This is a genomic window from Immundisolibacter sp., from assembly GCF_041601295.1.
GTDB lineage: Bacteria > Pseudomonadota > Gammaproteobacteria > Immundisolibacterales > Immundisolibacteraceae > Immundisolibacter.
In genome coordinates, this window is the sequence record NZ_JBFIII010000022.1 from 1 (window position 1) to 22,411 (window position 22,411).

Sequence of the window (22,411 nt, forward strand, 5' to 3'; positions counted from 1 at the left end):
CCACCGCGGGGTGTGGGCTCTGCCCGCCTATATGCCGCAAGCGGCCACCAGCGTGCGCGCTGATGGCAGCTACCGGCTGATACGCGGCACCGTCAGCAGCGCCATGCGCCGTGGCAACTGGATACTGCTCAAGCTCGACCGCCGGGTACAACTGCGCATCGCGCGCACCGACTGGGGCCGTTTCTCGCCGACCGATCACCTCGCCTGGCGTGGCCAGACAGTCATCGCACGCGGCAAACTTCAGGTCCACAACGGACAACCGACCCTGCGCCTATGGCACCCAGCGCAACTGGAGCGGTCAAACTAGGCACCATGCGCAAACTTCTTGCCTCCATCAGCGTCGCCGTCCTGCTTGCCGCGTGCGCCACCAACCCGGTCAGCGGCCGGCGCGAAATGGCGCTGATGTCCGAGCAGCAGGAACTGGCCATCGGCCGCGACATGCACCCCAAGGTGTTGCAGGCCTATGGTGAGTACGACGACCCGGCATTACAGGCATACGTTCGGGGCGTGGGCGAAAAACTTGCCGCGGTCAGCCACCGCGCCAACCTGATCTACCGCTTCACGGTGGTCGACTCCACCGATATCAACGCCTTCGCCCTGCCCGGCGGTTACATCTACATCACCCGTGGCCTGCTGGCGTATATGAGCAGCGAAGCCGAGCTGGCCGGCGTGCTGGGTCACGAGATCGGCCATGTCACCGCCCGTCACGCGGTGCGCCAGTACACCGCCGCCTCCGCCGCCCAGCTGGGTATGACCCTGGGCAGCATCTTCGTGCCCGGTCTGGGCAACAACGTGGCGCAGAACGTCATGGGCGTGCTGGGTCAGGCCACGCTCAGCGGCTATGGCCGCGAGCACGAGCTCGAATCCGACAGTCTGGGCGCCGAGTACCTGGCCCAGGCCGGCTACGACCCGCAAGCCATCCTGGGCGTGCTGCGCACGCTCAAGGCGCAGGGCGATTACGCCACCGCGCAGGCCAAGGCCGAAGGCCGCGAGCCGCAGGCCTATCACGGCCTGTTCGCCAGCCATCCGGACGAGGACACCCGCCTCAAGGAAGTGCTCACCAAGGCCTCGTTCCTGGCGCCGGACACCCCGGCCGACGATGGACGCGAGCGCTTCCAGAAGCGGCTCGACGGTCTGGTGTTCGGCGACAGCACGGTGCAAGGCATCCGCCGCGAGAACCGCTTCTACCACGGGCCACTCGACTTCGCGCTCGAGTTCCCGCCCGGCTGGCGGCTGCAAAACCAGCCCGACCGGCTGCTGGCCATCGCGCCGGGCGGCAGCGCCCAGGCGCAGCTGACCAGCCAGGACCTGAACCAGCGCGAAACACCGCGCGAGTTCATGATTCGCCGCCTGGGCATCCGCAATCCGGCTGGACAGGAAATCAGCCCGGCCGGCCTGCCCGGCTACAGCGCCAATGTCCAACTGGGCGGCGCCCTGGCGCGGCGCCAGGGACGCGTGGCGGTGATCTTTCACCGCAACCAGGCCTACATCCTGGTCGGCGTGGCCAAGGAAGGCGGCGACGCGCAGGCGGCGGACCGCGCGCTGCTGCAGACCGCGCTCAGCTTTCACCCGCTGCGCGAGGACGAGCGGGCCCTGGCCAAACCCCTGCGCCTGCGCCTCAAGACCGCGGCGCCCGGCGACAACTTCGCCCAACTGGCCAAAGGCTCGCGCCTGCCCGGCGACGCCACGGCGCAGCTGCGCCTGCTAAACGGCCACTACCCGACCGGCGAACCTGCCGCCGGAGACACCCTCAAGATTGTGCGATGACCAGCAAGCTGCAACACCTGACCGAGCGCCTTAACCCACCCCAACACGAAGCCGTCACCACCCCCGGTCCCACCGCACTGGTGCTGGCCGGCGCCGGCAGCGGCAAAACCCGCGTGCTGACGCACCGCATCGCCTGGCTGATCGAGATCGAGCGCGCCTCGCCGCTGGAGATCCTGGCGGTCACCTTCACCAACAAGGCCGCCGCGCAGATGCGCGAGCAGATTGGCCGCCTGGTGCCGCTGCCGCCGCGCGGCATGTGGGTTGGCACTTTTCACGGCATCGCCCATCGCCTGCTGCGGGCCCACTGGCGCGAGGCCGGGCTGCCGGAGACATTCCAGATCCTGGACTCCGACGACCAGCAGCGCCTGATCAAACGGCTGCTTAAGGAGGTCGGCAACGATCAGCACACGCCCGGCGCGGTGCAAAGCTTCATCAACGCCCGCAAGGACGAGGGCCAGCGCGCCCGCCACGTCGACCCGCAGGGCTTCCCGGATCGGGCCGAGCTGGCCGAGCTGTACCGCCGTTACGAGGCCGCCTGCGAGCGCGGTGGCATGGTCGATTTTGGCGAACTGCTGCTGCGCAGCAACGATCTGTGGGTGCAGCAACCGGCCCTGCGCGACCACTACCGGCGCCGTTTCCGGCACATTCTGGTGGACGAGTTTCAGGACACCAACGCCCTGCAATACGCCTGGCTGTGCAACCTTGCCGGCCCGGAAACCAGCATGTTCGCCGTCGGCGACGACGACCAGGCCATCTACGGCTGGCGCGGCGCCAAGGTGGAGAACATGCGCGATTTCGAGCGCCAGTTCGCCGCCTGCAAAGTCATCCGCCTGGAACAGAACTACCGCTCCACCAGCACCATCCTTAGCGCCGCCAACGCCCTGATCGCCCACAACCGCGAGCGCCTGGGCAAGAACCTGTGGTCCGATGCCGGCACCGGCGAGCCGATCCGCCTGTACGCCGCCTACAACGAACAGGACGAGGCGCGCTTCGTGGTCGAGCAGATCGAAGCCTGGGCCGCCGCCGGCAACCCGCGCGCCGAGGCCGCCATCCTGTACCGCTCCAACGCCCAGTCACGGGCATTTGAAGAAGCCCTCATGGTGCGGCGCATCAAATACCGCGTGTACGGCGGCCAGCGGTTTTTCGACCGCGCCGAGATCCGCGACGCCCTGGCCTACCTGCGCCTGGTCGCCAACCCGGCCGACGACACCGCCTTCGAGCGGGTGGTCAACCAGCCGCCGCGCGGCATCGGCGACAAGACCCTGGAAACCCTGCGCAGCGACGCACGCGCGCACAACCTGCCGGTGTGGGAAGTGCTGTGCCGGCTGCTGCGCGACGGCGGCCTCAGCGGGCGGGCGGCCACGGCGCTGGGCGGGTTTCATAAATTGATCGAGGACCTGCGCGCCGCCAGCCAAGGCCAGCCGCTGACCGACCAGGCCACCATGGCCATCCGCGACAGCGGCCTCATGACCCATTACAGCAAGGACACCGACGGCCGCGCCGAGGGGCGCATCGAGAACCTGGACGAACTGGTCAACGCCGCCAGCCTGTTCGTTAACGAGGAAGAAGACCTCGACGAACTGACCGCCTTCCTGAGCCACGCCGCGCTGGAAGCCGGCGACGCCCAGGGCGAGGCCGGCGACGACTGCGTGCAGCTGATGACCCTGCACTCGGCCAAGGGCCTGGAGTTTCGGCTGGTGTTCCTGGGCGGCGTGGAGGAAGGTCTGTTCCCGTCCCAGCGCTCGCTCGAAGACCCCACCCGGCTGGAAGAAGAGCGCCGCCTTGCCTATGTCGGCCTCACCCGCGCCCGCGAGCGGCTGTTCATCACCTACGCCGAGAGCCGGCGCATCCATGGCGAAACGCGCCCGGCCATGGCCTCGCGTTTCGTGGGCGAAATTCCGGCCGAATTCCTCACCGAAGTGCGCCTGCGCGGCACCGTGAGCCAACCGGTTGCCGCACGCCCATCGCGCGGCTACGGCGATAGCTTCGGCAAGTCCCGCCCGGACTGGACCCATTCCAACAACGCCGCGCAGGCACTTCCCGTTGCGGCCAGGACTCGCCCGAAAAACACCTGGAACGTCCCGGCCAAAGTGCCGGAAAAAAGCGACAGCGGCCTGTGGGTCGGCCAAAGCGTGCGCCACGGCAAGTTCGGCGAGGGCATCATCACCGACCTCGAGGGCCAGGGCCCGCGCACCCGGGTACAGGTCAAGTTCGCCGCCGCCGGCAGCAAGTGGCTGATGCTGGACATGGCGGGTCTGGTGCCGGCGTGACCACCGCTTTTGCGCCGGGCGACCTGAGAATGCTTCGCATCAGCCCAAGGGGCTGACCGCCTCCCCGCGCGCGGCACATCACGCTGCGTGGCGCGGATACCGTGGTCCCGCCACGGCAGCGATACGTCCAAAACCCAACGGCTTCAACCGGCAAGCCCAGGTTGCGGGTGGCAGCTGCGACGTTGCGCTCCACTGCAAGGACGTCTCTGCCTCGAGCATCCCCGGGGGCGACCCTCAACCTGAAAAAAGATGTACCTTTCTATCCAGTGGATGTAGGTTTGCTTGGCCCGCCTGGCATTCCCCGGCCGGCGAACCCGGCCCTGCACTGTGGGCGGCGACGCGGAGGAAGGCGATGGTCGATAATCTGGCATTCATTCACAACCCTTTGAACTTAAAAAGTAATCGTGGATTCGCTCGCCAAGGTTATACACCAGATGGTGTACATATCTAGTTGAGCCGCCACCCTGGAATCGCCAGCCTGCGATGCAACAATTGAAACCTATCGAAAAAAATGGTATTGAGCGAAGCTTTGCTGAGCTGTCGCATAACGCGTTAATGCGAACAGCGTCGCCAAGCTTCGCGGCAGAGGAACTTTTCAGAGAAATCTTTGATGTTGCCTTCTTGAGGTCTGATTCCAGGGCGTGGCCCAACGCTCGTCCGAGCGAACCCTCGCGGCATGCCGCGGCGCATTTCCCCCAGCTTACTTCGCCGCGAGCGTCGCTCGACTTTATTCGTTAGATGCTGGAGCACTTGATAATGCGCACCGCTGTCCTCTGTCTGGCAATGTTTGCTTCGGCCCTGACAGGTGCTGCCGAGGCCGGCCCTCCTGCCGCGAAAGAGCTTGTCCTTACAAACCTTCATGACGCGTACGTTGTGCCAAAAGGACGCCTGTGGAAAATCGAAGGTCTCAAGCCCGTCGAGTTTGAAAAGGGAATTGGGACGGCTGACTTGTACATTGATGGCGAGGTTCTAATCGGAGAAGACAAGAGCTACACCATTTACGGAAAGATCGAAATATCAGCGAACCCGGGCCAGTCATTTCCGGTTTGGATCTCGGCCGGCGCCAAGGTTGAGGTTGGAGATTCGCGCAGAACAGTAGTGGTCAAGGAATATGTGGTTCGCTAACCGGCATCTAACCAGCCGCTCCACCCGACGCGCTACGCGCGCGGGTGAGCGCCGGCGTTATATGGAATCGATAATTGATTTAAGAGTAGGTGTTCGTTCCGTAGCACGTAATAGGGGACAGACCACGGTTTTTCGTTATACTCCACCACTCGTTAATTAGGCCGAGTCGCTCCCCATGCCCCGCCGTGCCCGGCTCACGCTGCCCAACCTCCCGCTGCACATCATTCAGCGGGGCAACAATCGCCAGGCGTGCTTCTTCGCGGGCGAGGATTACCAATGGTATTTGCGGTGGCTGGGCGAGTATGCCCGGCAAGCCGGGTGCCGTGTGCATGCCTACGTGCTGATGACAAACCATGTGCATCTGTTGCTTTCGGCAGACCGAGCCGACGCTGCGGGACAGCTGATGAAGGCACTTGGGCAGCGTTACGTGCAATACGTCAATCGCACCTACCAGCGCAGCGGCACCCTGTGGGAAGGACGGTTCCGGTCATGTCTGACGCAGGAGGACGCCTATCTGCTTACCTGTCAGCGCTACATCGAACTGAATCCGGTGCGGGCTGACATGGCATCGCACCCGGCGGATCATCGTTGGTCGAGCTATCGGGCCAATGCGCAGGGGGAAGCCGATCCTGTGGTGACGCCGCATCCGCTGTACACGGCACTCGGCGCGGATGCGAGCGCCCGGTTGGCGGCTTATCGCGAACTGTTTCGTTTTGAATTAGAGCCAGGTCTGGTGGATGAAATCCGGCGGGCGACGAACGGGAATTTCGCGCTTGGCAACGAACGCTTTGCAGCGCAGGTTTCATCGGTGCTGGGAAGACGTGCGACCCCAGGGAAATCCGGACGGCCACGGCAAATGCCAAAGCTGGACTCCGGAGGGTTGTTCGACGACCCGTGAAACCGTGGTCTGTCCCCCACGGAAACACCCACGGAAACACCAGACGACGCCAAAAAGCGGCGCGGCTGGGCTTTAACGTTATGTGTAAAAACAAAATTGGGATCAAGGTGGATCAAGGGGTCAGAGTCATTGAAATCTGAGCCTGCCCTGTCTACGCTTGCGCAGCATCTCATCCACGTAACCGGAATGCATCATGGCCCGATCGCCAAGCAGATAAAGGCAGCAAGTGTTAGCCCGCATGGAGCGAAGCGGAATACGGGGGGCCATCACCCACTCGCCCCGGATTCCGCTACGCTTCATCCAGGCTACGTTCCTGCGCACGCTCTGACCGGAGGTACCACCGCCCACATCCAGGGTGGCAGCGTCCAGAGCGGTATGCTGTCGGCAGGCTGCCCAGTGGGCAAGCCCGCTGGTCGATCAGATCAAGCTGACCTCCCAATTCCTCTCGCGGGTTGGACGTAGCATGACCGCGGCCGTCATCGGCGGTGCCGCCTCGGTCGTCGGCGGCGGCAAGTTTGCCAACGGGGCCGTCACTGCGGCGTTTGCCAGGACGTTTAATGATGAGGTGACGTACGAAAAGATGGAGGCTCAGAGAAACTGGCGTCCCGCAAGGACCTATTTTTCCGACTACGAGTACCAAACAATTTTGGACGTCAATCCAGTACTCGTGTGCTCGTTGAGGCAAGCGCGACGGGCACGAGAGCCACACCGACCGCGTGAAGGTCAAGATTGACAGCGCCTTGGGCCGCCGGATGATCACCGCCCGCTTCGCCACCGTGGAGCCGGTGTTTGGCAACCTGCGCGGTAACAAGCGGCTGGACCGTTTCACCCTGCTCGCACGACGCAAGGTGGACGGCCAGTGGAGCTGTATTGCCTGGTGCACAACATCGAGAAACTGGCCCATCATGGCTACGCGCACTGAGGGCGATGCCAAGGCACGATTGCCCGGCACGCTGACGTGCCTGACCGCCCCGGAAACAGGACCTGTCGGACCATGACCTGCCTGAATCTGAGCAATCGCCTGACCGTTACCCCGCGAAACACTTCCCCAACGGACACCTCCGCCGCTCAGAAACGGGTTTTTCTACAGCTTCGTTAGGCGGCGGATGTTGCGTTATGCGCAACGTGCTACGATCCATCCATGATCAAGTCGTTCCGCCACAAGGGGCTGAAGCGATATTTCGAGTCCGGTTCGGCCTCGGGCGTCCAGCCTCACCACGCGAAGCGACTGAGAATGCAGCTTGTTGCGCTGGATACCGCAGCGTCGATTGATGACCTGGATATCCCAGGCTTTAAACTGCATCCCTTAAAGGGCTCAGATAAGGGTCGCTGGTCAATCTGGGTCAATGGCAACTGGCGCATCACCTTCGAATTTCGTGATGGGCACGCGCTTGTGCTGGATTACGAGGATTACCACTAATGACTATGCACAATCCGCCTCATCCGGGCGATTTCATTCGGGAGGTCTATCTGGAGCCCTTCCACATCACGGGGAGGCAGCTTGCGGTAAAGCTGGGCGTGTCGCCCTCCACTTTGAGCCGCGTGCTCAATGGCAGCAGCGGCATCAGCTCGGAGATGGCGCTGCGTCTGTCTAAGGCTTTGGGCCGCTCGCCGGAGAGTTGGCTCACGATGCAAGACAACTACGATCTGTGGCAGGCGCGGCAGTCGGTCAATCTCGATCAGGTTCAAAAGGTTGAGTTCCACGCCGCCTAACCGGTCGTCGCGGCGGACGTTTGAACCGCCACCCGCTTTTCTAGCGCAAAGCGGGTGGCGCCTCAAACGCCGCTGAACTCCGGCGTAAGCTACATGAACCCAAGTCAGACGGACATGGAGAGAAGACATGTCAACCGAAGCCAAGTGCCCGTTCCAGCATGCCGCAGGTGGCGGGGCCTCGAACCAGGACTGGTGGCCGAACCAGTTGCGTGTGGACCTGCTGAACCAGCATTCGAACAAGTCCGACCCGCTGGGCGGGCAGTTCAACTACGCCCAGGAATTCAAGAAGCTGGACTACAAGGCGCTCAAGGCCGACCTGGTCAAGCTCATGACCGACAGCCAGGACTGGTGGCCGGCCGACTTCGGCCACTACGGCCCGCAGATGGTACGCATGGCCTGGCACGCGGCAGGCACCTACCGCATTCAAGATGGGCGCGGCGGCGGCGGGCGTGGGCAGCAGCGTTTTGCGCCGCTCAACTCCTGGCCCGACAACGTCAACATCGACAAATCGCGCCGCCTGCTGTGGCCCATCAAACAGAAGTACGGCCAAAGGATTTCCTGGGCCGATCTCCTCATCCTCACCGGCAACGTCGCGCTGGAATCCATGGGCTTTCGCACCTTCGGCTTCGCCTGCGGTCGTGAGGACGTCTGGGAGCCGGATATGGACGTGAACTGGGGTGCCGAGAACGGTTGGCTGGACGATGACAAGCGTTTCCATGGCGACCGCGAACTGGACGACAACCTCGCCGCCACCCATATGGGCCTGATTTATGTGAACCCACAAGGTCCGAATGCCAGCGGCGACTACCTGGCTGCCGCCAAGGACATCCGCGCCACCTTCAGCCGCATGGCTATGGACGACGAAGAAATCGTGGCGCTGATCGCCGGTGGCCATACCTTCGGCAAGGCGCATGGCGCTGCGCCCGAATCGCACAAGGGTCCGGAGCCCGAAGCCGCGGCTATCGAGGCGCAAGGCCTGGGCTGGCACAGTAACTTCGGGCAAGGCCACGGCAAGGACACCGTGTCCAGCGGCCTGGAGGTGACCTGGACCAAAACCCCGGCGCTGTGGAGCAATAACTTCTTCGAGAACCTGTTCAAGTACGAATGGGAACTCACCAGCTCGCCGGCTGGTGCCAAACAGTGGGTCGCCAAGAACGCCCCGGAGATCATTCCCGATGCGCATGTGCCGGGCAAAATGCACAAACCCACCATGCTCACCACCGACCTGACACTGCGCTTCGATCCGGAATTCGGCGAGATTTCCAGGCGCTTCCACGACGACCCGCAAGCCTTCGCCGAAGCCTTCGCCCGCGCCTGGTTCAAGCTGACCCACCGCGACATGGGCCCGAAGGCGCGCTACCTCGGGCCCGAGGTGCCGAAGGAAGATCTGCTCTGGCAAGACCCGTTGCCACCAGCTACCCACAAGCCGACCGCGGCGGATATCGCCGACGTGAAGGCCAAAATCACCGCTTCCGGCCTGTCGGTGAGCGAGCTCGTGAGCGTGGCCTGGGCCGCTGCTTCTACCTTCCGCGGTGGTGACAAACGCGGTGGCGCCAACGGTGCGCGCCTGGCGCTTGCCCCGCAAAAGGATTGGGCGGTCAACAAGGGCGCGGTCAAGACGCTGCCCAAGCTGGTCGAGATCCAGCAGGCCTCCGGCAAGATGTCACTGGCCGATATGATCGTGCTGGCCGGCAACGTGGGCGTAGAACAAGCCTGCAAGGCTGCCGGTGTGGCGGTCGAAGTGCCGTTCGCACCGGGCCGTGTGGATGCCACGCAGGCGCAAACCGATGTCGACTCCTTTGCCGTCCTTGAGCCCGTGGCCGATGGCTTTCGCAACTATAAAAAGAGCAAGGTCGGCGCGCCGACCGAAGCCCTGCTGATCGACCGGGCGCAGTTGCTGACGCTGACCGGGCCCGAGCTGACCGTGCTGGTCGGCGGCCTGCGCGTGCTCGGTGCCAACTGCGACGGTAGTCAGCACGGCGTGTTCACCGACAAGGTCGGCGCGCTGAGCAACGACTTCTTCGTCAATCTGCTGGACATGGGCACGGAGTGGAAGGCAGTGGATGACGAGGCGGAAGTATTCGAAGGCCGGGATCGCACGAGCGGCAAGGTGACCTACACCGGTACCCGCAACGACCTGATCTTCGGCTCCAACTCGGTGCTGCGCGCCTATGCCGAGGTCTACGCCAGCGCCGATGGCACAGAGAGGTTGGTCAGGGACTTCGTGGCGGCCTGGGTCAAGGTGATGAACCTGGACCGTTTCGACCTGGCCTGAGCGGCGCACGAATACCTTCGCGGGTTTTCTGAGTGGGAAAACTGCCCAGCTGACAACCGGTTCCGGCGGACGGCGCACCGGCGCCCCTGAACCGGCGCGTTATGCGGTGTAGGAAAATGCCGGCACCGGGTTGCGGCGAGCGACCGGTATATCTACAAAGCACCACGAGGGATGCCAATGAACCCCACCCTGCGACCGGCCAGGCCGGAAGACGCCGACGTCTGTGGCGAGATTTGCTACGAGGCGTTCAAGGCAATCGCCGAGCAGCATAATTTTCCACCGGACTTCCCGTCGCCGGAGGCGGGGGTCGATCTGCTGCGCATGCTGCTGGCACATCCGGAGTTTTACGCGGTGGTCGCCGAAGCCGATGGCCGCATTCTGGGCAGCAACTTTCTGGACGAGCGCTCCACTATTGCCGGGCTCGGCCCCATAACCGTGTCGCCGACCCTGCAGAACAGTGGCGTTGGTCGGCGCCTGATGCAGGCACTGCTGGATCGCGCGGCCGAGAGGCGTTTTGCAGGCGTGCGGCTGGTACAGGCGGGGTATCACAATCGCTCGCTGTCGCTGTACGCCAAGCTCGGCTTTAGCATCCGTGAGCCCCTGGCGCTGATGCAGGGGGCAGCTGTGCCAGCGGTTTTGCCGGGCTATGCGGTGCGTGCCGCGACCGAAAGTGACCTGGCGGCGTGCAACCGGGTGTGCCGACTGGTCCACGGCCACGACCGCGGCGGCGAACTGCGCGACGCCATCCGGCAAGGCACCGCCACGGTGGTCGAGCACGATGGCCGGATCACCGGGTATGCCACCGCAATCGGTTTTTTTGCCCATGCCGTTGGTCAGAGCAACGCGGAACTGAAGGCCCTGATAGGCGCGGCGCCGGTGTACCTGGGGTCCGGGTTTCTGGTGCCGACCCGCAACACCGCGTTGTTTCGCTGGTGCCTGGACCATGACCTGCGCATGGTGCAAAGCATGACCTTGATGACCACGGGTCTTTACAACGAACCAGCCGGCGCTTGCCTGCCGTCGGTGCTGTATTGATGACCCCGCAGCATCCGGGGGCCGAGAACCCCCTACTCAGGATTCTCGGCCCGGTTTCCATATCGATGTTTTATGTCATGAGCTCCCGCCACTGCCGGTAGAAGCCGTGACAAAACGTCTCGGTGTCGCCAAGGCTGGTGAACAGGGGATCGATGCCGAGCAGTTTCGCATCGTCGTCGCCGCCCGGAACGGTATTCTGCGAGCCGCGCGCGTAACCCTGTTGCCAGGCCACATGAGTTGCCTGAAATCCCTGCTGGCAGCGCTCCATGACGGACTGATCGTCCGGCGTTGCCTGGCCCGCGGGACCGAGAAAATCCTCGTACTGTCGCAAGCGCAGGCGGCGCCCTTCGGCAGGCTCCCCGACCGGCGCGATGCAGTAGGTCTCGCACTTGGTCAGGTCTGGTGCCAGCGGGTGAATGATGCGCAGGGTGGTTGACGCGTTGTCCATCAGCAACAAGTTGGGGAACAGCACCAGGTTACGGACCCGGTTGATCATCCAGCGCGCGCGACGCTCGCCGTAGCGATCGACGATTTCCGGGCGCCGAAAGTCAAGCGGGCGGTCCTCGAAGTTGGGCATCTCGCCCCAGTCCATGACATGACCGTTACCCAGGTCGTAACTGCCGCTGGGCAAATTGGCCAGTTCGCGCAGGTCCACCGCTTTCAGCTTGTTGGCACTGTCGCCGGCCATGCGGCGCTGGATCTGACCCACATAGCAGGAGTGGGTCGGAAAGAAGTGGTAGCCGTCGATGTTTTCGAGCTGAATCTTCCAGTTCGCCCGACTGGTGTAGGTGTGGCAACCGCGTATCACCTCGAGGCCCTGGTCCGATGAATCGGCGAACAGGTCGATCATTGCCTTGGCCTCGGCCAGGTGATCGACCAGTTCGGGCACATCGGGATTCAGGCTGCCGAAAACAAAGCCACGGTAACTGTCGACCCGGGCGATCGGAGTCAGGTCGTGGTCCAGTTCGGTAAAACAGGCCGGGTAGGCGCCTTTGTCCTGCTCCCTGACGCCCAGGCAGCGCCCGGCGCTGTTATAGGTCCAGCCGTGGTAGTAGCACATGTGCACGGCCTTGTTGCCGCGCTTGGTCGCCATCAGCTTGGCGCCACGGTGTGAGCAGGCATCGAAAAAACAATGCACGACGCCGTCCGCATCGCGGCTGACAACCACCGGCTGTCGGCCCACCTGGGTGGTATAGAAATCGTGCGGCTTGGGCAGCTGGCTCTCGTGGGCCAGGAACACCCAGGTGCCCTCGAAGATGTTCTTCATCTCCAGTTCGAAGATTTCGGGATCCGTAAACACGCGTCGGGCGACGCGAAAATCGTTAGCTTCCTGCCGGTCGACGATGAGCGTGCCGACGTCCAGGCGACTGCGAGCATCCATGTTTCGATTCTCCAGGAAAGTGTCGGGGGCAACTGGCCTGCCCCGGTGTACCAACCGGCTAGCGCAAGGATTTGAATCCCCAGCGCTTCACATCCGCCAGAACCTTCTGCTTCACGTCGTCTGGGTAGGTGTTGTTGAATGCCAGCCGGTGGGGAATGTCCTGCGGGTCCCATTCGATCGGCCAGGTGCAGTCGAACAGCACATGGCCACCGCCGTAGCCTTTTTCCTTGAGCGGCGAACGCGGCAGGTAGGGCGTCAGTGGGCTGTTGGTGGAACCGTGCCGGATGTGGATGTCCTTGATCGGGTTGCACTTGGTGCACAGGGCGTGGAACACCTCGCCCATGTTCGCCGGGTCGATGTCGTCGTTCACCACGATGCAATACGGAAACACCGACGCGTTGCGGTCCGACCAGACGACGCTGGAAATCAGTTGCGGGATGCCAGCGTACGGGGTCTTGGTGGAGACCACCACGCAGTGGCCACCGCTGAACTCGGGCGTCGCCACCTTGACCACCGGGATGCCCTTGGCCTTGAGCGTTTCCTTGACCGTCGCGGCGACTTCGAGCAACCAGATCAGGGACTCGTCCGTCGGCACGCCCAGGCAGGTGGACGGCAGAACCGGATTGTCCCGGTAGGTGATCGCCGACAGGCGATACACCGGCCGGTCGACCACGCCGGACACCACGTAACCCGGATACTCGCCAAACGGGCCTTCGGCTTTGGTGTCACCGGGGGCCAGGGTGCCTTCCAGCACCACCTCGGCATTGGCCGGCACGTGCAGGTTGACGGTCTTGCACTTGACCAGGGGAATCGGCACGCCCCGAATTCCGCCGGCCACGTCGACCTCGGAAACTCCGTAAGGAATACCGGCGCTGGCCACGATGTTGAAGATCGGGTCGCCACCGTAGAACTGGGCGTACTCCATGACCTGCTTGCGCTCGTGGTACTTCATCATCAGCATGCCGCCCTGGTTCATCGGCAGCAGCAACAGGCCGGTGGACTGCTTGTCGTGAACCATGCCCCGATACGTGCCCCAGTTCACCCAGTCGGAGTCCGGATCCTTGCACACGCCGATGTTCAGCGTGCCGATATACGGGGCGCCGTCCTGTGGGTGCAGCTTGGGTATGGGGAACCTCGACAGGTCCACGTCATTGCCGAGCATCAGGTTTTGCTGGCACGCGCCCTGATCCACGATTTTCGGCGGGAGGCGTTTTTTGATCGCCTCGCCGAAGTGGTCTACCAGGTCGTGGTAGTCGGTGTCCGGCGGCAGGCCGAACACCATGGCCACCCGCTCCCGGGTGGAGTAGAGCCCGCCGACCAGGGCCGAGCCCGGCATGGCGCCTTTGACATTGGTAAACAGCTGCGCCTGGGTGTAGTTCTCGTTTGCCCAGCGCATGATGGCGCCGACTTCGGTCAGTGGATCCACCGGGTCGGCGATGCGCAGCAGTTGGCCGGTGCGTTCCAGCTCGGCAATGTAGTCGCGAAACTCGATGATCCCGGTGTGAACAGACGACTTCGTAGTTGCATCCATGGGTCTCTCCTGCGTCTTCGCGCGGCTCGCGTCTGAGGGCTTCCCGTTTCCATCTCAAGCACGCGGCTCGCTGATTGGTTTGGTACTCTGGTGGCCGTTTCGGACGCTGGCAATCCGGTCGGTAACCGTGCTGGCGCCCGAAGCCCAATGTAGCAGAGCCGGGACGGCCACCACCGCCTGCGATTGCACCGGAATCCTGGCCGCGTCCGCCGCGAGATCAGCCATTTGACGCGATTTCCCGCCGCTTTGTTTGCCCGTCAGGACGAAACCCCCGACGCCGAGTTCTACAGCTTTGTCCGGCTGGTGACCCATATCGACGCCGCTGCCATCGCCGCGGTCACCCAGCTGTACCGCGAGTATTTTGAGCCGGGCGGCGCCGTCCTGGACCTCATGTCGAGCTGGGTCAGCCACCTGCCGGACTCGGTCCATTACCGGCGCGTTGCCGGCCTGGGCATGAATGCACTGGAACTCAAGGCGAACCCCCGGCTGAGCGATTTTGTGGTGCAGGATCTGAACGCCGATCCGCACCTGCCGTATGCGGATGACGAGTTCGACGGTGCCGCGATCTGCGTGTCCATCGACTACCTGACCCAGCCGGTCGCGGTGCTGGCCGAGCTGGGTCGGGTCTTGCGGCCCGGCGCACCGCTGGTGGTCACCTACTCCAACCGCTGCTTTCCGACCAAGGCAGTCGCCATCTGGCTGCAACTTTCCGGCGCCGCGCGGGGCGAGTTGGTCGTGCAGCTGATTGCGGAATCGGCCATGTTTGGTCCGGCCGAGGTGTTCGATCGTTCGCCGTCAGGCACAGATCCGCTGTTCGGCGTGGTCGCCCGCGCTCGCCAGCCATCCAGAGCATAGCAGCGGGCCTTACGCCGCCCCAAGGCGTAATTCCCATGGCGCGACACGCCCCCGGCGTCACCCGGACCAGCCCCGTGTAGCGGCCCCAGGCCACCACATCGCCGGTTGGCGTGGCATGATCCGGCTTGGTTTCGCGACGTAAATCGGCCCACTCAACCAGGTACCTGTGGTCATGTCTGAGTCACCCGACGCCGACGTCAAGTTCTATTACATGAGCTTGATGCCCTACACGCGCCTGCCGGACAACGAGGCCGACTACGCCTCGCTGTGGGTGGATTTCCCCAACCGCCTGTACGACCCGGTGCACGGGCACGAGCTGCTGAACCGTTACCTGGACGAGTACGTGGAGGCCGACCGGCTCGGCTTTGACGGCGTAGTGGTGAACGAACACCACTCGACCGCGTACTCGCTGAAACCCACCACCAACCTGGTAGCCAGCGCGCTGATCCAGCGCACCCGCCGGGCGCGGATCTGCGTGATGGGCTCGCTGCTGAACGTGCAGTACCCGAACCGCCTGGCCGAGGAATACGCGCTGCTTGACGTGATGGCCGCCGGGCGCTTCGAGTGCGCGTTTCCCTTCGGCACCGGCATGGAGTACTGGTCGAACGCGGCGCAGATCAACCCGGCCACGGCGCGGGCACGCTTTCGCGAGAGCCTGGATCTGCTGGTGCGGGCCTGGACCGAGGACGGGCCGTTCAGCCACGACGGCGAGTTCTACAACTACAAGTACCTGAACATCTGGCCGCGGCCCTACCAGCGCCCGCACCCGAAAATATTCCTGGTGGGCGGCGGCAGCGCGGAGACCATCGATTTCGCCGCCGAGCGCGGTCACGGCTATTCCCTGGTGCTGGTGCCCAAGGAAGCGCAGGATCAGGCCTACACGCGCTACAAGGAAAGCCGCACCGCGCATGGCAATCCGGCCAAGCCGGACGACATGATCCTGACCATCCTGTGCTACGTGGCGGAAACCGACGAAATCGCCCGGCGCGAGTACGAGCCACACGTGCTGTGGATGTTCAACAAGGCGCTGCGGACCGAGCTGCGCTACCTGGCACCACCCGGCTACCTGTCCGAAAGCGCGCTGCGCCGGCAGCTGGAAGCCGGTGGGGCGCTGTACACCAAAGGCCCCGGCAGCCTGGAGTGGGACGACATCCAGAACCTGCGCCTGGTCGCCGGCTCACCGGACACGGTGGCGCGCGTGGTCAAACAGTGGCTGGAAGAGACCGGCGCCGGACGGGTGATCGCGCTGCTGCATGCCGGAGACATGCCGCACTGGAAGACGGTCAAGAACATGCAGCTGTTCGCGGAAGAGGTCATCCCGCGCCTGCGTAGCCGGCCTGCGGAGGTGCAGTCATGAGCGGCTTCGAGCGCGAACACTTCACCATCGGCGGTATCGATACCACCGTGCTGGTGGCCGGCGAGGGGCCACCGCTGGTGTTCTGGCATGGCGCCGGAACCTTTACCGGCTTTGATTTCGCGCTGGAATGGGCGCGCACGTTCCGCGTCTACGTGCCGTACCACCCCGGCTTTGGCGAGTCGGCCGTGGACGAGAGCATCAGCGCCATGCACGACTACGTGATGCATTACCTGGACCTGCTCGATGCGCTGGGCCTGGAGCGTTTTCGTCTGGTGGGTCATTCGCTCGGCGGCTGGCTGGCGGCCGCCTTCGCCACCGAGCATGCGCACCGGATCGAGCGCCTGGCGCTGCTGTCGCCGGTAGGGCTGCGCGTACCCGAGCACCCCACCATCGACATCTTCAAGATTCCGCCACATGAACTGCCGGGGTACCTGATCTCGAACCCGGCGCTGCTGCAACAGATGATGTCGGCTCCGCCCACAGTGGACATGATCGTGCAGCAATACCGTGAGATGACCTCCGCCGCGCGCGTCGCCTGGACCCGGACCTACGACACCACGCTGCCGCGCTGGCTGCACCGCGTGCGCGTGCCAACCCTGGTGCTGTGGGGCCGCCAGGATCGCATGTTGCCGGCCGAGCAGGCCGCGGTGTGGGGGCGCTTGCTACCCCAGGCCGAGGTACAGGTGCTGGAAAGCAGTGGTCACGGGCTGGTCATCGACGACCCCGCTGCGGTGCAGGCGGTGCAGGACTTCATGATGCTGGCGCATTAACCTGCACACACAGACGCTAACCCCATGCCCGCGAAGCCATTAAACACAAGACGCCAAACGGGCATGAACTGCGCCTACTCCAGCATGCGGGGCAGCGCTTCCGGCGCGTAATCCGCCGCCTTGGCGCCGGGTGGGTTCTGGTGCACACCGCTCGAATAGCCGGCAGCGGTGGCATGCAACCGTTGTACATCGACAATAACCGCGCTGGTGCCGGTGGGTCCGGTACGGCCGTCGTCCCACTTCGCGTCCTTGGAGCCGCCGCCCCCGGTACGCCAGTGCTCGCCTTTGCGGTCGTAATGATCCTGCCAGTAGATCTTGGGCGCGCCCACGGTGGTGCCGATAAACATGTGGCGCCGGCCTACCAGGTGGTCCTTTTTGGGGATGCCTTCGACTTCGTAGACTTCCTGGATTTCATAGTTGTCCGGCTGGAAGTTCCAGTAGGGAGCCTCATCCAGACGCATGAACGGATACTTGGCCTTGCCGGACGCCTGCTCGTCCATCGGCGGCAGGATGGAATGCTCCACCACCAGGGCATGGCGCTTGCCCAGGATCTTCCAGCTCTCATACCAGGTCGGGTCCAGGTTCAGGCCAAAGGTGTCATCGAACAACAGGTCCGTACCCTGCACCGGATCAGCCCAGGCACCGCTTGACATGCGCCGGGTGCGGCGCAGGTTCTTGATATAGGCGTACACGTCCGGCAGGCGCGCGTCGGTATAGTTAACTGTCAATAAGCCCACGCCACGCGTATCGTTTGGATAAACATTCATTAACGCCTCGTACTTGGCGATGCTTTTGTCCAACACATGCGGCTCGCTCATCCGGCCGGACATCAGGAAGCGCCGATACACCCAGCCCTGCTCTTTTTCGAGCCCGTTCTCGCCGCTGATGATCAGAAAGGTGATCTGCTTCAGGTTCAGGACATCGCCGGCCCAACCGAAACGCAGGATGTTGTACACGAGCTTGTAGCCGGCATCCGGATCGGCGAGGTCAAGATCCGGAAACGGCACCCCGGTGGTGTAGTTGGTCAGGCGTTTCTGCGCATCGAGCCTGGCTTCACCGCGGTGTTTTTCGGTAAGTTCCAATGCCCCGGTGGTGACATTGACCGGTTGCGCCGGGGTCAGCAGCATGGCCCAGCCGAACTCGCGAATCATCCTTTCCTGCTGGCCGACCAGCAGGCCGCGAATCGGCTCCCCGTCCAGCGTCTGATCGAGCAGACTGTCAATACTGGCGGCGTTGAGCAGCGTGCCCGGAGCCACCTCCTCGGCCGCACGTGGACCGGTCATCGACAACCCCACGCCCAGCGCTCCTGCCAAAAACAGATGGTGTAGAGCCCGCTTTTGCTTTTGCATCCGGTTCCCCGCGTTTGAAGGTGGATTGGGGAACCGCTGATTCATTCAACGGCTCCCGCGGTGCATGGACGCACCGCCAAAATCGAATGTTCGAGATGGCTGGCCTGGTCCCAAATAGCCCGCAAAAAACCATTGTGCCGGTTACCGCGGATTGCGCTACTCTGCGCCAGTGACGCTGGCCAGGAAGGCTGCGCTCAACTATAGATTGGCTCAAGCCAACAGTGGAAGCATGGATAAAGCTGAGGATCAGCACCGAGGAGAAACAACATGGACGCGACGCTACCGGCTTCACGCACGCCCTCGAAAACCATGATCGTCACCAAGCTGGGGGCATTGATGAGTTCGGTCATCGCCCTGGTGCCGGTGCTCGGATGGGCCCTGGGTGGCGGCATTTTTCACTGGACTACGGTGTTTCTGGCCCTGGTGGTGCTGCCGATCCTCGACACCCTGGTGGGCGCCGACGACGCCAATGTCGATCCGGCCCGGGAACAGCAATACCTCAGCAACATCTGGTACCGCATCAGCGTGTGGGTCTACCTGCCCATTCAGTTGAGCGTGATGTTCTTTTGCTACTGGCTCATCGCCTACGGCAACCTGGCCACCTACGAAATCATCGGCCTGGCCCTGTCCAACGCTTTCGCGCTCGGTATCAGCGGCCTCACTGCCCATGAGCTGATGCACCGCGACAAGCTGGACCGGTTTATCGGCGTGCTGATATTCAGCGGCGTCGGCATGGGTAATTTTTTGATTTATCACAACTACGGCCACCACAAGACCGTGGCCACGCCCGAGGATCCGGCCACGGCCCGCTTCGGCGAGACTTACTGGCACGCCGCGCCGCGCAACATCTGGGGAAAATTCAAGGCCAGCTGGCGCATCGAAGCCGAGCGGCAACGCCGTAACGGCCGGCACCCTGTCTGCCTGCATAACATGATGATCTGGATCTCGCTCGGCGAAATCAGCTTCGTCGGGCTGCTGTGCGCACTGTTCGGCTGGGTCGCCCTGCCGCTGTTTGCAACCCAGTACGTGGCTTCGCGTTTCGGACTCAGCGTGGCGGACTACCTGGAGCATTACGGCCTGTCGCGGCACAAACTGCCCAGCGGCGAATACGAGCCACCGAACCGGCACCACGCCTGGGACGACACCTTCGTCGTCAGCAGCCTGGTGCTGTGTGTGGTCAACCGCCACGCCGATCACCACGCCAACGAGGGTCGCCCCTACCAGATCCTGCGCTACTCCAAGGAAGCGCCCCGCTACCCGCTGGGCAACTTCGGCATGCTGCTGCACGTGCTGATCCCGCCGTTGTGGCGAAAGATGGTCCATCCGGTGCTGCTCAAGTACTACGACGAACACCCGGAAGTCGTGCCCTACGCGATGCCCGGCGCTCTGCCCAAGCATCTTGAAAGCCGGGCGGTGTTTGGGTAGGGCTGCCCACTAAATGACCTTACTAAGCTTTATATTCGCGGCCAGATACTGTGGCCTGCCCCGCTTGCCGTCGCTACAGTAGCCACGGCTGCTGGCGCCTCCGGTCACGTCGTGCGCGGCAGCGTGGCAAGGAGAACGGAAATGACAACACGCGACATCACCGTACGCGACATGCTGCACCGGGCGGCGGACTGGTTTCCGGAGCGTGAGAGCGTCGTCGACGGGCTGTACCGCTATACCTATCCCCAGTTGCGCGACCAGGTGCAGCGCTGCGCGGCGCTGTATCACTCGCTTGGAGTACGCAAGGGCGACCGCGTGGCCTTGATGGCGGTGGCGTCCGTGCAACACGTGGTGGCGCTGTTCGGAGCCATCGAAATCGGCGCCATTCCAGTGGCGCTGCATGTACGCGAATCCGTCGGCACCCTGAGCGCGGTGCTGGATCAACTCTCGCCACGGGCGCTGGTTTACGACGGCGTGTTCACGGCCCTGGTGGCGCAGATTCGACAGCGCAATCCGCTGATTACCGGTTTCGTGCGGGTGGTGTCGCCACAAACGCCGCCCACCGAACGCGACAGCGGTGATGACCCTATCCTGCCGCGCGATCTCGCCGGGTACAGCCTGGACTTCGAGCCGATGGAACTGCACGAGTACGACACGGCGATTATCGCGTTGTCGTCTGGAACCACCGGCCTGCCCAAGGGTGTTATCCACACCAATCGCACCCTGATGGAAAGCGCGCGTGGCGGGGCCTACCTGTGGCGCATGTCGCCGCAGGATGCCATGTGCAACATGCTGTCGACGGCCTTCATCGGCTGGTACAACGTCACCCTGCCGGTGATCAACGCCGGCGCCAAGGTGGCATTCATGACGCACTGGGATCCCAGCGAGTTTCTGCGCACGGTGCAGGACGAGCGGTGTACGCACGCATTTCTGGCGCCGACCATGTGGCGAATGCTGCTGCGTCAGGGCCTGGGTGACTACGATCTGTCGTCCATCACCTCGGCCGGGTTTGCCGGCGAGCCTATGGACACGGCCACGCTGCGCGAAATTCGGGAACGCATCTCACCCAATATCCTGAACATCTACGGCAGCACCGAGTCAGGCTCCTGCTCCGCCGGCACCGTGATGTTTCCGCACGATCTGGAGGATGAGTCGCGCATCGATAGCGTTGGTCGGCCGATGCTCAACGCGGACATCCGCATCATCAAGCCGGGGGGCACGGCGGACGATGTACTGCCGCCTGGCGAGGAAGGCGAAGTGCTGATCCGTGGACCGTCCGTGGCGGCCGGCATCTGGTACCGCCCGGCGCTGGCCCGCAAGGTTTTTGAAGGCCCGTGGTGGCATTCGGGCGACATCGGCGTGATCGACCAGGACCGCTACCTGTACCTGCGCGGTCGCGTCGACGACATGATCATCTCTGGCGGCATCAACATCCTGCCCAGCGTAGTGGAGGACGCGGTGATGAGCCACGCCGCGGTGAGTGAGGCCGCCGTCATCGGCGTGCCCGACCAGAACTGGGGCCAGCGGGTCGTAGCGGTAGTGGTAAAGCGTGGCGAAGTCACACTGGAGGAGCTGGAGGCCTACGTCAAGCAGACTGACCTTGCCAGCTATGCCCGGCCACGGGAGTACTGCTTCGTCGACGAATTGCCCAAGGGCAACACCGGCAAGGTAAGCCGCAAGACGCTGCGGGAGCAGATGGCGAAGCCCACCTGATCTTGCGCACGACGCACCGCGCCCACGGCGTCCAAAAATATCCGCGCGACCAGGGCGCCCAGATTAGCGACCCCCGCGCGCGGGTCGATTGCGCAGCGGCGGCACCAGCTCAGGAAAGGCGTTCCCCGGTGTCGCCGGACTCCATGAACTCGATGTATTGGCCCGCCACGGCGCCGCCGTCTACCGGCAACAATGCCCCGGTGATGTAGCTCGCCGCGTCCGACAGCAAAAACAGCGCGGCATTGGCGGCTTCCTCGGGCTCGCCGGCCCGGCCCAACGGGCAGATGCCCGCGCCCATGTCACCGAAATCGGGGTTGCGCTGCATCCAGCCCTTGATGCGCGGCGACAGCATCATCCCCGGCAGGATGGCGTTGACCCGGACGTTGTCCTTGGCGTAGTCCATGGCCATCGCCTTGGTCAGGTTGTTGACCGCCCCCTTGGCAGCGGCATAGGCAACGTTGCGGTTGCTGGGCATCAGTCCGGCGCCCGAGGACGTGTTGACGATGGCGCCGCCGCCGCGTCTGCGCATCTGGGGCACGATGGCCTTCACGCAGCGGAACACGGAATGCAGGTTGGTGTTAATGGTGATCTGCCATTCTTCTTCCAGCATCTCGTCAACGCGGCGCGGATAGCGGGTACCGCCGACCACGTTCATCAGCAGGTCGATGCCGCCCCATTGCTCGACTACCTGCGCCACCATGGCATCGATCTGGGTCTGGTCCGTGGCATCGACGACATACGCCGTGGCGGTGCCTCCGACCTTGCCGATGGCCTCGACCGCCGCCTGGCATTTGACTGCATCGAGTTCACAGACCGCGACTTTTGCCCCCGCCTGCGCCAGCAGCCGCGCGGTTTCATAGCCTATGCTCTGCCCCGCCGCGGTCACTACCGCTACCTTATCCGTGAATTTCAGTTGCACGCCTCACCTCCTTCCGTGTCTGTCATTC

The 22,411-nt window shown here is 63.6% G+C and carries 18 protein-coding genes and 1 pseudogene; 15 read left to right on the forward strand and 4 right to left on the reverse strand.

What is annotated here, in order from left to right:
* From ABZF37_RS04490 to ABZF37_RS04535, 10 genes and pseudogenes are all read left to right on the forward strand, one after another.
* Positions 1 to 307 (forward strand): annotated as a pseudogene (locus ABZF37_RS04490) (hypothetical protein); the annotation flags it as partial.
* Positions 308 to 312: 5 nt separating this feature from the next.
* Complete coding sequence (locus ABZF37_RS04495; protein ID WP_372717210.1) at positions 313 to 1,767, forward strand: M48 family metalloprotease; 1,455 nt, start codon at positions 313 to 315, stop codon at positions 1,765 to 1,767.
* On the forward strand, positions 1,764 to 4,037 hold the full coding sequence (gene uvrD, locus ABZF37_RS04500) for a DNA helicase II (protein WP_372717212.1): 2,274 nt from the start codon (positions 1,764 to 1,766) through the stop codon (positions 4,035 to 4,037). The genes ABZF37_RS04495 and uvrD overlap by 4 nt, the downstream gene beginning before the upstream one ends.
* Positions 4,038 to 4,793: 756 nt before the next feature.
* Positions 4,794 to 5,162, forward strand: a complete 369-nt coding sequence (locus ABZF37_RS04505; protein WP_372717214.1) for a hypothetical protein — start codon at positions 4,794 to 4,796, stop codon at positions 5,160 to 5,162.
* A gap of 175 nt (positions 5,163 to 5,337) precedes the next feature.
* On the forward strand, positions 5,338 to 6,060 hold the full coding sequence (locus ABZF37_RS04510) for a transposase (protein WP_372717216.1): 723 nt from the start codon (positions 5,338 to 5,340) through the stop codon (positions 6,058 to 6,060).
* A 716-nt stretch (positions 6,061 to 6,776) separates the two neighbouring features.
* On the forward strand, positions 6,777 to 7,058 hold the full coding sequence (locus ABZF37_RS04515) for a hypothetical protein (RefSeq protein ID WP_372717218.1): 282 nt from the start codon (positions 6,777 to 6,779) through the stop codon (positions 7,056 to 7,058).
* A 143-nt stretch (positions 7,059 to 7,201) separates the two neighbouring features.
* The gene (locus tag ABZF37_RS04520; protein WP_372717220.1) at positions 7,202 to 7,480 is read left to right on the forward strand and encodes a type II toxin-antitoxin system RelE/ParE family toxin; all 279 of its coding nucleotides are present in this window, start codon (positions 7,202 to 7,204) and stop codon (positions 7,478 to 7,480) included.
* The gene (locus tag ABZF37_RS04525; protein WP_372717223.1) at positions 7,480 to 7,773 is read left to right on the forward strand and encodes a HigA family addiction module antitoxin; all 294 of its coding nucleotides are present in this window, start codon (positions 7,480 to 7,482) and stop codon (positions 7,771 to 7,773) included. Before ABZF37_RS04520 ends, ABZF37_RS04525 begins: the two co-directional genes overlap by 1 nt.
* A gap of 127 nt (positions 7,774 to 7,900) precedes the next feature.
* On the forward strand, positions 7,901 to 10,048 hold the full coding sequence (katG, locus tag ABZF37_RS04530; RefSeq protein WP_372717225.1) for a catalase/peroxidase HPI: 2,148 nt from the start codon (positions 7,901 to 7,903) through the stop codon (positions 10,046 to 10,048).
* A 177-nt stretch (positions 10,049 to 10,225) separates the two neighbouring features.
* Entirely contained in the window at positions 10,226 to 11,083 is an 858-nt protein-coding gene (locus tag ABZF37_RS04535) for a GNAT family N-acetyltransferase (protein WP_372717227.1), read from the forward strand.
* A 70-nt stretch (positions 11,084 to 11,153) separates the two neighbouring features.
* Here the strand turns inward: ABZF37_RS04535 and ABZF37_RS04540 are convergent, their stop codons facing one another.
* Together ABZF37_RS04540 and ABZF37_RS04545 are read right to left on the reverse strand one after the other, a co-directional pair.
* Entirely contained in the window at positions 11,154 to 12,464 is a 1,311-nt protein-coding gene (locus ABZF37_RS04540; protein WP_372717229.1) for an aromatic ring-hydroxylating dioxygenase subunit alpha, read from the reverse strand.
* Positions 12,465 to 12,522: 58 nt separating this feature from the next.
* Positions 12,523 to 13,995 (reverse strand): UbiD family decarboxylase, encoded by a 1,473-nt coding sequence (locus ABZF37_RS04545; protein ID WP_372717231.1) that lies wholly within the window; start codon positions 13,993 to 13,995, stop codon positions 12,523 to 12,525.
* Positions 13,996 to 14,211: 216 nt separating this feature from the next.
* On the opposite strand from ABZF37_RS04545, the gene ABZF37_RS04550 reads away from it, so the two are divergent.
* The 3 genes from ABZF37_RS04550 (at position 14,212) to ABZF37_RS04560 (ending at position 16,977) form a co-directional block, all read left to right on the forward strand.
* Complete coding sequence (locus ABZF37_RS04550; protein ID WP_372717271.1) at positions 14,212 to 14,850, forward strand: class I SAM-dependent methyltransferase; 639 nt, start codon at positions 14,212 to 14,214, stop codon at positions 14,848 to 14,850.
* Positions 14,851 to 15,022: 172 nt separating this feature from the next.
* Positions 15,023 to 16,207, forward strand: a complete 1,185-nt coding sequence (locus tag ABZF37_RS04555) for an LLM class flavin-dependent oxidoreductase (protein WP_372717233.1) — start codon at positions 15,023 to 15,025, stop codon at positions 16,205 to 16,207.
* Entirely contained in the window at positions 16,204 to 16,977 is a 774-nt protein-coding gene (locus ABZF37_RS04560; RefSeq protein WP_372717235.1) for an alpha/beta fold hydrolase, read from the forward strand. Before ABZF37_RS04555 ends, ABZF37_RS04560 begins: the two co-directional genes overlap by 4 nt.
* A 74-nt stretch (positions 16,978 to 17,051) precedes the next feature.
* Here the strand turns inward: ABZF37_RS04560 and ABZF37_RS04565 are convergent, their stop codons facing one another.
* Positions 17,052 to 18,260 carry a DUF1329 domain-containing protein gene (locus ABZF37_RS04565; RefSeq protein ID WP_372717237.1) on the reverse strand — a complete coding sequence of 403 codons (1,209 nt, stop codon included), beginning with the start codon at positions 18,258 to 18,260 and terminating at the stop codon, positions 17,052 to 17,054.
* Positions 18,261 to 18,593: 333 nt separating this feature from the next.
* On the opposite strand from ABZF37_RS04565, the gene ABZF37_RS04570 reads away from it, so the two are divergent.
* Both ABZF37_RS04570 and ABZF37_RS04575 read left to right on the forward strand, forming a co-directional pair.
* Positions 18,594 to 19,751, forward strand: coding sequence for an alkane 1-monooxygenase (locus ABZF37_RS04570; protein WP_372717239.1), 1,158 nt, complete (start codon positions 18,594 to 18,596; stop codon positions 19,749 to 19,751).
* 141 nt (positions 19,752 to 19,892) lie between these two features.
* Positions 19,893 to 21,464, forward strand: a complete 1,572-nt coding sequence (locus ABZF37_RS04575) for a class I adenylate-forming enzyme family protein (protein ID WP_372717241.1) — start codon at positions 19,893 to 19,895, stop codon at positions 21,462 to 21,464.
* Positions 21,465 to 21,573: 109 nt separating this feature from the next.
* Here the strand turns inward: ABZF37_RS04575 and ABZF37_RS04580 are convergent, their stop codons facing one another.
* Positions 21,574 to 22,383 (reverse strand): SDR family NAD(P)-dependent oxidoreductase, encoded by an 810-nt coding sequence (locus ABZF37_RS04580; RefSeq protein ID WP_372717244.1) that lies wholly within the window; start codon positions 22,381 to 22,383, stop codon positions 21,574 to 21,576.
* Positions 22,384 to 22,411 lie beyond the last annotated feature (28 nt).